The sequence below is a fragment of the Arthrobacter psychrolactophilus genome (assembly GCF_003219795.1).
Taxonomy (GTDB): domain Bacteria; phylum Actinomycetota; class Actinomycetes; order Actinomycetales; family Micrococcaceae; genus Specibacter; species Specibacter psychrolactophilus.
This window is the reverse complement of record NZ_QJVC01000002.1, coordinates 304,688-316,235: the sequence shown is the minus strand read 5'-3', so window position 1 is coordinate 316,235 and position 11,548 is coordinate 304,688. Positions and strand designations below refer to the sequence as shown.

Genomic DNA, 11,548 nt, shown 5'->3' with positions numbered 1-11,548 from the left:
TCAAATAATCGGTGGAATCAGCGTAATAGCTCCCGGTGAAGACACAGCTTTATGCTGTTCACACCGAGGAGCTTTTTTATGTCTACGGACATTTTCAAAGCAAGATCCCAAGTAGCAGTAGCCTCCCGGCGAAAGGACACCGCCGGCCTAGCAATAGCCCGCCGTAACCTTGCCGCGGCCAAACTTGAAGCCTACGTCTCACGGGTAGTTGCCGAAGCCCCACCACTCACACCCGAACAGCTCGACCGTGTATCTGTTCTGCTCCGCCCTGGCGGTGGTGCATCTTGAGAGCCGCAACCGCCGCCCGCCCTTTGAGCGAATGCTCAGCCAAGGGAACCCGCACCGAGGTAAACAACGCAGTAGAAATGCGTGACCTCAGCGAATACTTCCGCCGCGAACACGGGATGTCTCGCCGTCGCTCAGGATTCATGTCCCGCGAAATCTACCGGGACGAATCACTATCCCGCGAATGGTTGCCCACCGGATGGCATGAATCCATATACCCGCCAGCCATCGCCTTCACTCGCCGCGGTGGACACCTCGGGGAGCCCTTTACCCCCAAGCAGCACGCCGCATGGCTCAAGGCCGGCGGTGACCGCGCCTAATGTCTCAGACACAAGAAAAGGCCCCCGGCGACGAATCCAAGGGCCACGTAAAACTTGATAACACAATCGTATCAAAAGCCGCAGACATTTACCCGGATCACAAGGGCCTAGTGGCCGGTTGCTACGTTGCCGTTGTGCAGGTGCGCGGAACCGATGCCGCTCCGAAGTACCGCCGCCGCGTTCTGTTCAATCTGCCGAGCGCCCAGCGTGCCGTAGACCGCGCCACCGCCGCAGGACTCGACGCCTCAGTGATCCTCTGCCAACTCATCCCAGCCGGTGGTGACAAGTGAGCCGCACCGATGAGGAACTGGCAACACTGGTTTGCCGTGACGATGACGCATTCCGCATCTATCAGATGGGATACTCACGCGGGCACCAGGACGGACAAAAGTTCATGGTGCTTACCAACGATCAAGTTGTGGAGCTCGCCGCCCGCCGTGAGCGCGTCCTCGCCTATCTTGATGACGAGATCCGCAGGGAAATGAAATCCACACGCGAGTTTATAGACGTCAAGATTGCAAGGGAGCGTGATGAGAAGTGACCGAGGTCCCCGATTACTTCCGGGCCGACGCTTTCGAGCCCGAGGCCCCCGCTAACTGGGATGACCGTGGGCTAAGGTCCCACCAGCGCATTGCAGCACGATTCACGGCCTACGCCGCTAACAAGGCACTCTATGTAAACGGTATGGGCTGGCACTACTGGGACGGCTCACGATGGGCACCAGATGACCGAGACGCCCGAACTAATCAAGTCCTTACCGACCTACTCAAGATCAGCTGGCAAGAAGCAATTTCCGACCAGGCGCTAGCGGCTGACGTGAAAGCCAGCATGACCGCCACCGGCTCGGCCGGCGTCCTCACCCTTGCATCCCGCAAACTGTTCGCCGCCAACGTGGACACGGATCCTTGGATGCTCAATTGCTCCAACGGGACACTGGATCTTCACACACTCCAATTGCGCCCGCATAACCCGGCCGACAGGATCACCAAAGTAACCACGGCCGCATATGTGCCGCATGCCGACAGTGAGACGTTCAAAACATTCCTTGAGTCCAGCCTCCCAGACGAATCGGTCCGCACCTTCCTACAGCGATACGCAGGCCTATCCCTCATCGGCAGAGTGTTGGAACACGTCCTAGTTATCGCCACAGGTAGCGGCCGAAACGGTAAAGGCGTCCTAGCGCGGGCCATCTCAACAGCAATGGGAGACTATGCCATCACCGCATCAAACAGCATGCTCATAGCAAGCCGCTACGGGCAAAAGTCTGCCGGTGAACAAGCCTCTCAAATGCGTCTCCGCGGGGCGCGCTGGGCTGTCATGTCAGAACTAGAGAAGGGCGACAAGTTGGCCGAAGCAATGACGAAATCCCTCACAGGTGGCGACAATATCGAAGCTAAGTTCATGGGTCAGAACCCGGTCGAATTTCCACCGTCTCACAGCTTCTTCATGCTCACCAATGACCTGCCATCGGTAGACGCCGACGCTACGGCCGTTTGGGCTCGCTTACGGGTAGTACCGTTCGATGTTTCCTTTGAAGGCCGAGAAGATGTGACCCTCGAGGAACGCCTCGAAGCTGACATAGACGCGGTGCTCTCCTGGGCAATTGCAGGACTGCGTGCCTACCAATCCGAAGGTCTCGCCGCTCCTGCCGCTGTCATGGCGAAGACGGGCGCTTACAGAGAAGAAAACGACCCGCTTGCACTCTTCATGGGGGATGAATGCGTTAGGCATCCACATGCCAGCGTAGGCACTACCGAGTTTGCCCACGGTTACGCCAAATGGGCGCTAGAGAACGCGGAAGCCCCCATGAGTCCCCGAGCTATCGGCATGCATATGAAGCAGCTGCAAGGCATCACACAAACCAATTCTGGCGGCCGCAAATGGGTCGGAATCGGATTCAAGGCAGAGGACTAACCCGTGAAGGAGCTGACGAAACAACGCATACAACAGAACTTCCCAGTCATTTCCACGGGAATGAAATATAAGAAACGACCGGGAAGAAGTGTTGTTTGTGTTGTAGCCCCGGAATCACGCCGAAATGGAGACGAGAACTTGACCGAATACACGTTTGATAGCTGGCTTCGGGCCCAGGCTAACCGGCGCGACCCCATCGGATCTCTCGCACAGGACTACCGCGCAGACTGCAACGCCCACGGCCTGACGTCGATGACCGCCGCCGAACTGAGAGCAAGCATGCTTACCCAGTGCGCATGCAGTGGAGCAATGCAAGCCCTTACCATCGCCCAACGCGAATGGAACCAGCAACTCCGCCGTGAACGCCAAGAAGCTCAGCACCGGGCAAGCCTCGCCCGTGCCGCGCAAAGTCGACCACGAGCCCACAGCCTGCCACTAACGAACGCGGCCGGCCACACCGAGGCACCCCTCGAAACCACACCAGCAGAAAGCGAATGACCATGGCTTACGGAACAGTGCGATGGTTCAACCCCGACGGCGAGAGTTTCCTTTGGGACGTTGACGCCCTACCGACCACGGCAGAGCACCCCAACGTCGTCATGCCAAACGTGTATTGGGACAAAGACACCGGGCTACTCATGCACGTTGCTGCGGCCAGCGTCCTGCACATGGCCACTGACGGCAAGCTGTACCGCTCCACCAGTGGCGGATCTCCAAATGACAACGCTCGCGGCGTCATGTGCATTGGGCCCTATCCCTGCACTAAACCCCACCCGCACCCCCGACCAGGACAGGAATAACCATGAGCCTCAAGCGCCCATACCTCACTCCACGCAAATACATATGGAGGGACGCAGACGGCAAAGAGACCCCCGGCGTCGCTCTAACACGCGGCGACGAAATCAAAGCCCACCTAACACCCACCGAGGCCCGCACCATGGCCGACAAACTCCACGACTACGCCGACAAAGCAGAAATAGGAACCACACCATGAACCGCATCAACACCCACGCTAGCCAAGCGACCGATGCCCAGCCTGCCAACGTCCGCCCCGAAGACTCGATGGACGTTGCTGAGCTTCGGCTCGAAGTCGCCAAGTGGCGCGTCATAGCATTCTGGGGCCTCCCCGACGATACCCACGACATTGTTACCGGCAACACCGCCCAAGAAATCGAAGACAAAGCCCACTCCCTAGCCGCCATGCTCCACCTCATCCCCACCAAGTAAGGACACTTCATCATGAAGACCATCGACGAAAAGTACCAACTCGCAGGAAACAACTTCGAAGAAAACCCGATCCCGGCCCTCGCCGTCAAGATCCGCTCTTTGAACACCACACTCGACCCCAACCTAACCCGAATCAAGATCCCTCCCGTCAACGAGCTCCTGCACAATGTCCTGCATTTCTCAGATCACCTGGCCGACGCCGCCAACAAAGTCCTTGACGGTGAAGACCCAAGCGAGTCCATGGCCAAATACATGACCATGACCCACATTCAGGCCCTCGCCGACGAAGTTCGCAACCAAGACAAGCTGCGCCAGATCGACGCCATCAACTCCGCCGCAGCCAACATTTTCAAGACCATCCGGGCCGAAGTATTTGAGCCAGCCATCGAGGCGTTGCGCGAACTCATCGAAGAGCACGAAGGAGGGTGGAACATCGAAACCGCCATCAGCGCCAAGGACTACAAATCGGCAGCGATCATCGAAGGGGCAACCCGGCTTGTCGCCCGGCTGAACGCCGCGGACGAAGCCCGACGTCTACTTCACCCGGGAGCATTCACCGGACCCGCAGCCTACGGACTGACGCCGGAAGTTGACCTTTCAAACCAAGGCACCTTGTCATGGTGGATGCAGACCTTGAACGACGGTCACGAGCCGGTATTCTCCACCCTGGCGGAGTGGTACCGACTCCACCATTCCGAAGCCCACAGTGAATACCGTGCCTCGGCAGCAGCAGCGGCCGAAGCAGACCAGCCCGAGGTCATCAGCCTTGGATGGAACATCAAGAATTAGACCAACCACTGTTGCGGCCGAAGCATTGGCCTCGGCCGCAACAGCATTTCCCTTTTGGGGCGCATTTCGGGTGGGGGGATACCCCTCCCCTGGGCCCCGTTTTTCGCACCTCTTAGACTAGCGAAAATATCCCCCCGGCCGAGCCGCTCCGGATGCTCAGGGGCGTGTCAAGTCCTTTGTGCCCCCTTCTGACAGCCCTAAGAAGGGTCTCAGGGCATATTTGATGTGGCACTATTTCTCTTGTCTGCCAGTTTCTACAATTTTCTGTATTCCTTGTGTTTACAGGGATTATGTGTGACATATGGTGTCATGCAGATAATGCACCTGTTCCACGTTTTGACGGAGGTATAGGCCCAACCCACTATCGGGTTTCCTGCTGACGGTTCTGTTAAAATTGTGGGAGCGTGAACGTCGCGGGTACCTCACCAAGCGGTGTGGCCGAACGATGGTTTGGAGCGGTTGCGTCCGCATTGATAGGCCAGCGCTTTGACGGGCAAGATCTGGCGTGTTCTTTGAAAGGAACTCCCCTAACCAACGGGCGACCGGAAGCCGTCAGTTTTCCAAGATCCCCGGTTGGCTTTCGAGCTGGCCGGGGTTTCTTGTGTCCGGTAACTAGCAGTGACGCGAGGCCGGCACATGATGACCGGAATCAGATTCCTATCGCCTGCCGTCAGCCTGGCTGACACCATGACCTCAGTAGCACTTAGGTCATCGGCGTTTGAAACGCGGAAGGGGGTACATACTATGGACACCCTCGGTGGATCGCAGGTCAAGGGGTGCTCACTAGTGAACACCCCTGGCGGACATGTGCCCGCGCACGCGTGGGGATGACCGAAGTCTGATTTCGGCCGTGACCTGACGTAAGCCGAATGGACACCAGCCCGCATTTCAAATGCGACCTGACCTATGGCTGACTTACCCTAGAATCAGCTCATGTCACCTTGGATCCCCATAACCGTTGCCATAGCTGGTGCGATAGTCAGCATTGCTGCTGCAGTCTTATCAAGCCTTGGAGCAACCAAATCCCGCAAGTCGGCCGAGGCACTCAACTCAAGGGCGCATAGAATCGCTCGACTCGACAGCGAGTCAGAGGAAATGCGCGAGGCGTATAAAGCATATGTTTTGGAATTTGGAAGGTTTGAAACTACCCAGTTAGCTGCACCAACTATGGCAGCTCTTGAGGCGCTCATGGCTTGCCAAGGTGCTACTCCCAAGCTGGAGGAAGTGTCCCTAAGACATAGCTCGGCAGTCGCCCTTGCCGCAGTACAGGGAATATTTAGAGGGATTGATCCGACTCGGGTTCGCGTTGAGTACAGAGCGGCCCAGAAGATCCTTGCCGATAAACGCGAGGCCGAGGCGACGGACTAAGACGCCGCCGAGGGTGTCGCTATTACCGACACCCTCTACTGGGATCGCAGGTAAGGGTGGGAGCTAGTCCCGACCCTTGGGATGCCCTCCGTCTGGCGGAGGGCGCAGAAAAGCCCCGGTGACATATCTAGTACATACGTCACCGGGGCTTATTGCCGACACCGGCAAAATGGTTAGACGGCAATAAGCTCGGATGGTTTGATCTCTAAGACCCTGGCGAACGCGAAAACATCAGTGATCATAAGCCGAGTCTCGCCCCGCAGCTTCCGGCGCATCCTGTCAGGAGTGAGGCCGACGGCTGCAGCAACATCCTTGCGGCTGAGTGGGGATGTCTCAACAAGCCCGTGGATACGCTTAGCTAGGAGCTGGCACCACTCGTCGGGGTCGATATTTGGTGTGGATGATGCTGCCATTAGACTGTCTCCATTTGCTCTGTTGTTAGGTCGAAAAGGTTGGTTAGTTCCAAGTCTTGGAACATTGCTGCCTCAGCTTGGGCAAGGTAATCGTCATCCACATAGCGGCACAATTGGACGCGACGGCGATCGGGCTCGCATGGGTGGATGGGCCAGTCCTCGCGGGCAAGCTTGGCAGTGGCGTATAGACAAAGGATCTCATCGCGGGTTGCCCCGGCGTTTATCGTGATATGCCGATGCCCCGTGGCCGGCCAATAGACAATGTTCCCGAATCGGCGAACCATGCGCCCGGCCTTTTCGGTGGTGTTATAGACGGCGTTGGGTGAGCGGTAGACGGTGACGCCCGGCGCTACTTCCTTGGATGATCGCGGCAAAGTGTGGTTGTGACCACTCAAGCAGACCTTAGTACCGATCATGTAGAAGCCGTTATTTGAAGAGTTACCCATGGTTGTTCTCCTTTGTTGTTGGTGACGCTATAGGTAGGGTCTGACATTGTTCTCAGGTTGGGCAGTTATGGGGCTGAACCCTATATCTGCGGGCTTGAGGTCAGCGGTTGATCCATGTTCATGAGGGACATCGTTGGTTGGCTCTAAAGAAGGAATCGGACCTAAAGGGCTGGCCTTGCAAGTCCCCACCGCCGACGATTCCCAAAGCCCCCGCCAACTCTCAGCGATATTTGAACGCCTATAGCCCGCTCGGAAGATCCGGGCAGGCTGGCGTCACCCGGTACCCCGGCCGTGGGTATCGGTAGCCTGGCGGTTCAGGCTTGAAGGTTGGTATGAACACCGCGCCCCATTGAGTACGTCGAGGGGCTGGAACACGAAGGCGGAAGCCTAGAACCGTTCAGCTCGGATTTGAAATCCGACCTGCCCAGATCCCGACCGCCGCCAAGGGATCGCATTTCAAATGCGACCGTTGACGACGGGAAGGTTAGGCCACGAGATCCGACATGCGGCAGCCCAGCACGCGGGACAACTTGCCAATGTCGCTGACCATCAGCATCGTTTCGCCGTTGAGTTTCCGGCGCAGCTTGCCAGCAGACCATCCCATGCGGGCGGCAATGGCTTTGCGCGTGATCCCGGAGTCTTTGATTCTGGCCTTGATAAGGGCAAGAGTGGCGTCGTAGTAGGAGACCATGACGGCGGGAGGATCTAGCTCGACGTATTCAAGACGGAGCGTTGAGGGCAGTTCTCCGGCCTCGGAATCATCCCAAGTAACGTGAACATAGGTGCCGTGGTTGGTGGGCTCTAGGGCGGTAATGGTGCCCATCTCGCCCGTGCTGCGGTGCATGGCGCGGAGCGGGATCACGAGGTTATCGGTGCTTACGACGTTGCTCATGCTGACAGCTCCCCACCAACGAGAAGGCTTGCCAAAGCGGGTGCAAGAAGAATTGCCGCCGCAAAGAACGTGTAAGTAATGGCGCGGGCTGTGCCTCGCAGAAAGAGGTATGTATGCTTATTCATGTTGCCGGTCCTAATCACTGGTAACCACGTCCCGGACTGTTAGCGCAGTGCCGGGACTTCTATATTGTGCTGTGATTAGACAGTAATGACCGCAGCCTTCGTCGTTCCCACCGTGGCCGCGTGCATCGACCTCGTGGTGCACTGCGTGCGAGCCCCCAACGGTCAACGCAGCGTCGGCCAGATCTTAGCTCTTGGGCGCCGAGTGGAAAACGGCATCATCGAATCAGGGTTGATCTTCGATACAGTCAATGGCAAGCTCACTGCCTCCGAAACCGCCATGCCAGCGCCCGATAAATTTGTGGCGGCTGGCTACAACGTGGCGACACTCATGGGCGAACCCTGATGTCGGCCATCGTGGGGATACTCGGCGGGATGGGCTTGTTCCTCATCTGGAATGCCTTCTGGAACGAACCCTCGCGAGCGCCTCATGGCGGTCGACGCAGCGCTCTGGAACGGCTTCTCCAACGCGCCGGTGTCCCGCAGGTCTCGCCCATATCGTTGGTCATGAGCTCGGCAGGGCTGGCGCTTTTGATTGCGCTCATCGGGCTGGTCCTGACCGGCGCCCCGGCCATAGCGCTGTGTTTTGCCTTGTTTAGCGGCTATCTTCCCTTTGCCTTACTCAACATGAGAGCACGACGTCGGACGGCGGCCATGCGCGAGATCTGGCCTGACGTCGTGGACCACTTACGCTCGGCTATTCGGGCTGGATTATCACTCCCGGAGGCTCTGGCGCAGCTAGGCAGCAAAGGTCCAGTGCAGCTTCGGGGAGACTTTCAGGTCTTTGCCTTGGACTATCGGGCATCGGGACACTTTGAGGAGGCCCTACAAAAGCTCAAGGCGACCCTTGCTGACCCCGTGGCGGATCGAATCATCGAGGCCCTACGCCTGACCCGGGATGTTGGTGGCTCGGATCTGGGCAGACTGCTGGGCACGCTCTCGGAATTCCTGCGGGATCACGCCCGGACCCGAAGCGAGCTGGAGGCGCGGCAGTCCTGGACCGTCAACGCAGCCAGGCTGGCGGTTGCGGCCCCGTGGATTGTCTTGATGCTCATGTCGACGAGACCGGAAGCGGTGGGAGCGTATAACTCTCCAGCGGGGTGGGCGGTCCTTGGGGGAGGACTATTGATCTCCTTGATCTGCTACCGGGTCATGCTGCGCATCGGAGCCTTACCCGAAGAACGACGAGTCCTGCAATGAATATGTATGCAGCACTGGTTCTAGGGCTCGGGCTCCTCATGGGCTCGGGCCTGTGGCTGAGTTTTGTCAGGCTCCCTGCCCTGCGCAAGACCAGCTTTACTCAGCGAATAGAACCGCAGCTGCGTTCCACGGTCAGGAGATCCAAGCTCCTGGAGGCCGAGGATTCCGGGACGCTCTTTGGCCCGCTGGAGAAGATTTTTCGATTGGTGCTCTCCGACGCTGTCCACCGGCTGGGCCGTTTTAACGTCAGCGTGCATGGCCTCAGTGGAAGGCTAGAACAGGCGGGGAAGAGTGCCACGGCGCTGGAGTTTCGGGCTACACAGTTCTTGTGCGCAGGCTTCGGACTCATGATTGGCGCCCTGGGGTCGCTCTTCCTGTTGTGGAGGGGCAATATCAATATCATGGGTGCCGTGCCCTTGACGCTTGGCCCTATGGTGTTGGGGTATATCGTTTGCGACTATCAGCTGGGTGTGCGTATCAAGAAGCGGCAGGCACAGATGCTGAGCGAATTCCCAGCGCTCGCAGAACTCATGGCACTTGCCGTAGGTGCGGGGGAGAGTGCTGCCAGTGCCTTAGACCGCGTGGCTCGATCATCCAACGGTGTGCTATCAGCCGAGTTTGGCAAAGTGCTCGCGCAGACCCGAACCGGCATGCCACTGGTCGAAGCGCTCAATGAGTTTTCCCTTCGGGTCAATGTCGCGGCCCTGTCTCGATTTGTTGATGGCATCAGCGTTGCCGTGAACCGTGGAACGCCGCTCGCCGAGGTCTTGAGAGCTCAGGCTCAAGACGTGCGTGACGTCGCCAAACGTGAGCTCATGGAATCCGCAGGGCGTAAGGAAATCGCCATGATGATTCCGCTGATCTTTGGCGTCTTACCGCTCACCGTTGTTTTCGCCGTCTTTCCCGGCCTGGCCATGCTGCAGATGGGGTTTTAGATGGACCCGGCGAAGCAATCACTCCTTGGATCATCACCAAAAGTCGCACCGCACCACACGGAGGTTATAAGCCATGCATTTTTCAGACAAGCTAGTGGGGATAGGACTAGCACTAGTAATCAACGGCAAACTGATGCTCAGAACGGCCAAGAACGCCCTCAGGAAGAAGTTCCCCGCGCTGTTCCCCACCACAGAAAACGAGGCAGGAGATGTCCCCGGCTGGGTTTTGATCACCCTCATGAGCGCCATCTTGGTGGCAGGGCTTCTGGCCCTTGCCGGTCCGGCGCTGGAGCGGCTCTTCAACCAAGCCATGAGCCAGGTCAACCCCTAACGCGTAGTAGTCGCAGCGCCAACGTCTCTGCTTTCCGGGAGGTGGGTTCTGCCGTGGTGGACTTTGTCTTAGTTGGAGCCCTCGTCGCGCTCATCTTCGTGGCGCTGATTCAACTGGCGCTCGCGTTGCACGTGCGAAACACCGTGGCAGACGCCGCATCGTCCGCTGCTCGCTACGGTGCACTGGGGGATCGCACCGCTGGCGACGCGAGGGAACGGGCCACCTCCTTGGTGAGCTCGGCCCTGGGGGCCGATTTCATCCAAGATGTTTCCGTCACGGTAGAGACCCGAGACGGATTACAGGTCCTGAGCGTCTCCATCACCACGCCCCTGCCGGTCTTGGGGCTATTTGGTCCCGCGCGCTCTCTGGAGATGACAGGTCATGCTGCCATCCCCCACTAGTGAGACACAAGATGCCCAAACACCAGAGGCACAAGGTGGCAGCGCGATCGTCGAATTCATCTTTCTCGCGGTGCTGATTATGGTCCCTGTCATCTACCTCATCCTGACGGTGGGTCGAGTGCAAGGAGGAGCCTACGCCGTGGTCGGGGCGTCGGACCAAGCCGCCAAGGTCTTTGTCATGTACCATGATCCACTGCAGGCCCAGCAAGCCGCCGAGCAAGCAGTGAGCATGGCCGTTGAGGATATGGGATTCGACCCAGACAACGCCGCCTTGAGCATCAACTGCGTTGGTGGGTGCTTCACGGCAGGTAGCACGGTGCGTGTCTCTGTAATGCTCCGGGTTGAGCTACCTGCTGTAGGAGCTATCCCGGGAGTCAACGCCACCGTCGTCACGGTTGACTCCAGCTCCTCGCAAAAAGTAGGCCGATACAAATGATCCGGCGGCAGCCAAGGCACCTGAGGGAGGAAACCGACGAGCAGGGCCAGATCATGGTGCTGCTCATTGGCTTTGTCCTCATCGTGCTCTTGATCGTCACGGTTATCGCCGCTGCGGGCAGCGTATATCTTGGCCATAAGAAGCTACTCTCCATGGCTGACAGTGCCGCGCTCGCAGCCGCCGACACCTTTGAACTCAGCGGAGGCAGCGCCAGTACCGATCCCGGGACCCTGCTCACCACACCGGGAGTTGTTGCGGCAGCGCAGAACTCTTTGGCGAGTGCGGATATCCCTGCCGGGCTCAGCGGCATTGTCGTCGATGCGGGAACCGGGGCCGCCGACTCGCATACCGCTAAGGTGAGCTTGTCCGCCGTCGTGCATCCCTTGTTCATTAACTTTCTGGTGCCACAAGGCATCAACATCACGGTGACCAGCACGGCGCGGGCCAATCTGCTTCTGTGACGCAGGCT

At 58.4% G+C, this 11,548-nt stretch carries 19 protein-coding genes; 16 read left to right on the top strand and 3 right to left on the bottom strand.

From position 1 onward, the window contains the following. Positions 1 to 284 precede the first annotated feature (284 nt). The 9 genes from CVS30_RS03835 to CVS30_RS03790 all read left to right on the top strand — a co-directional run bounded on the left by CVS30_RS03835 (position 285) and on the right by CVS30_RS03790 (position 5,903). Positions 285 to 605 (top strand): hypothetical protein, encoded by a 321-nt coding sequence (locus CVS30_RS03835; protein ID WP_146233332.1) that lies wholly within the window; start codon positions 285 to 287, stop codon positions 603 to 605. Next, positions 605 to 895, top strand: a complete 291-nt coding sequence (locus CVS30_RS03830) for a hypothetical protein (protein WP_110483973.1) — start codon at positions 605 to 607, stop codon at positions 893 to 895. Before CVS30_RS03835 ends, CVS30_RS03830 begins: the two co-directional genes overlap by 1 nt. After that, entirely contained in the window at positions 892 to 1,146 is a 255-nt protein-coding gene (locus CVS30_RS03825) for a hypothetical protein (RefSeq protein ID WP_110483972.1), read from the top strand. The genes CVS30_RS03830 and CVS30_RS03825 overlap by 4 nt, the downstream gene beginning before the upstream one ends. After that, positions 1,143 to 2,519 carry a DNA primase family protein gene (locus CVS30_RS03820; protein WP_110483971.1) on the top strand — a complete coding sequence of 459 codons (1,377 nt, stop codon included), beginning with the start codon at positions 1,143 to 1,145 and terminating at the stop codon, positions 2,517 to 2,519. Before CVS30_RS03825 ends, CVS30_RS03820 begins: the two co-directional genes overlap by 4 nt. Positions 2,520 to 2,828: 309 nt before the next feature. Continuing rightward, the gene (locus CVS30_RS17750) at positions 2,829 to 3,017 is read left to right on the top strand and encodes a hypothetical protein (RefSeq protein ID WP_146233330.1); all 189 of its coding nucleotides are present in this window, start codon (positions 2,829 to 2,831) and stop codon (positions 3,015 to 3,017) included. Positions 3,018 to 3,019: 2 nt separating this feature from the next. Beyond that, positions 3,020 to 3,319, top strand: a complete 300-nt coding sequence (locus CVS30_RS03810) for a hypothetical protein (RefSeq protein ID WP_146233329.1) — start codon at positions 3,020 to 3,022, stop codon at positions 3,317 to 3,319. Positions 3,320 to 3,509: 190 nt separating this feature from the next. Beyond that, positions 3,510 to 3,746, top strand: a complete 237-nt coding sequence (locus tag CVS30_RS03800) for a hypothetical protein (RefSeq protein ID WP_110483967.1) — start codon at positions 3,510 to 3,512, stop codon at positions 3,744 to 3,746. A 12-nt stretch (positions 3,747 to 3,758) separates the two neighbouring features. After that, positions 3,759 to 4,535, top strand: coding sequence for a hypothetical protein (locus tag CVS30_RS03795; protein ID WP_110483966.1), 777 nt, complete (start codon positions 3,759 to 3,761; stop codon positions 4,533 to 4,535). A gap of 933 nt (positions 4,536 to 5,468) precedes the next feature. Further along, positions 5,469 to 5,903, top strand: a complete 435-nt coding sequence (locus tag CVS30_RS03790) for a hypothetical protein (protein ID WP_110483965.1) — start codon at positions 5,469 to 5,471, stop codon at positions 5,901 to 5,903. 173 nt (positions 5,904 to 6,076) lie between these two features. Here the strand turns inward: CVS30_RS03790 and CVS30_RS03785 are convergent, their stop codons facing one another. The 3 genes from CVS30_RS03785 to CVS30_RS03775 all read right to left on the bottom strand — a co-directional run bounded on the left by CVS30_RS03785 (position 6,077) and on the right by CVS30_RS03775 (position 7,654). After that, the gene (locus tag CVS30_RS03785; RefSeq protein ID WP_110483964.1) at positions 6,077 to 6,316 is read right to left on the bottom strand and encodes a helix-turn-helix domain-containing protein; all 240 of its coding nucleotides are present in this window, start codon (positions 6,314 to 6,316) and stop codon (positions 6,077 to 6,079) included. After that, entirely contained in the window at positions 6,316 to 6,762 is a 447-nt protein-coding gene (locus tag CVS30_RS03780; protein ID WP_110483963.1) for a hypothetical protein, read from the bottom strand. The genes CVS30_RS03785 and CVS30_RS03780 overlap by 1 nt, the downstream gene beginning before the upstream one ends. A gap of 484 nt (positions 6,763 to 7,246) precedes the next feature. Next, the gene (locus tag CVS30_RS03775; RefSeq protein WP_110483962.1) at positions 7,247 to 7,654 is read right to left on the bottom strand and encodes a helix-turn-helix domain-containing protein; all 408 of its coding nucleotides are present in this window, start codon (positions 7,652 to 7,654) and stop codon (positions 7,247 to 7,249) included. 210 nt (positions 7,655 to 7,864) lie between these two features. Between CVS30_RS03775 and CVS30_RS03770 the strand changes: the two genes are divergently transcribed. The 7 genes from CVS30_RS03770 (at position 7,865) to CVS30_RS03740 (ending at position 11,540) form a co-directional block, all read left to right on the top strand. Beyond that, positions 7,865 to 8,122: a hypothetical protein gene (locus tag CVS30_RS03770; RefSeq protein WP_110483961.1), complete on the top strand. Its 258-nt coding sequence runs from the start codon at positions 7,865 to 7,867 to the stop codon at positions 8,120 to 8,122. After that, a complete protein-coding gene (locus tag CVS30_RS03765) occupies positions 8,122 to 8,976 on the top strand; it encodes a type II secretion system F family protein (RefSeq protein ID WP_110483960.1) in 855 nt (284 codons plus the stop codon). The genes CVS30_RS03770 and CVS30_RS03765 overlap by 1 nt, the downstream gene beginning before the upstream one ends. After that, positions 8,973 to 9,911, top strand: a complete 939-nt coding sequence (locus CVS30_RS03760; RefSeq protein WP_110483959.1) for a type II secretion system F family protein — start codon at positions 8,973 to 8,975, stop codon at positions 9,909 to 9,911. Before CVS30_RS03765 ends, CVS30_RS03760 begins: the two co-directional genes overlap by 4 nt. 133 nt (positions 9,912 to 10,044) lie before the next feature. Then, positions 10,045 to 10,242, top strand: a complete 198-nt coding sequence (locus tag CVS30_RS03755) for a hypothetical protein (RefSeq protein ID WP_110483958.1) — start codon at positions 10,045 to 10,047, stop codon at positions 10,240 to 10,242. A 56-nt stretch (positions 10,243 to 10,298) separates the two neighbouring features. Next, a complete protein-coding gene (locus CVS30_RS03750; RefSeq protein WP_245934420.1) occupies positions 10,299 to 10,643 on the top strand; it encodes a TadE family protein in 345 nt (114 codons plus the stop codon). Then, the gene (locus CVS30_RS03745; protein ID WP_110483957.1) at positions 10,624 to 11,079 is read left to right on the top strand and encodes a hypothetical protein; all 456 of its coding nucleotides are present in this window, start codon (positions 10,624 to 10,626) and stop codon (positions 11,077 to 11,079) included. Before CVS30_RS03750 ends, CVS30_RS03745 begins: the two co-directional genes overlap by 20 nt. Continuing rightward, positions 11,076 to 11,540, top strand: a complete 465-nt coding sequence (locus tag CVS30_RS03740; RefSeq protein WP_245934419.1) for a pilus assembly protein TadG-related protein — start codon at positions 11,076 to 11,078, stop codon at positions 11,538 to 11,540. Before CVS30_RS03745 ends, CVS30_RS03740 begins: the two co-directional genes overlap by 4 nt. The last annotated feature ends 8 nt before the right edge of the window (positions 11,541 to 11,548 follow it).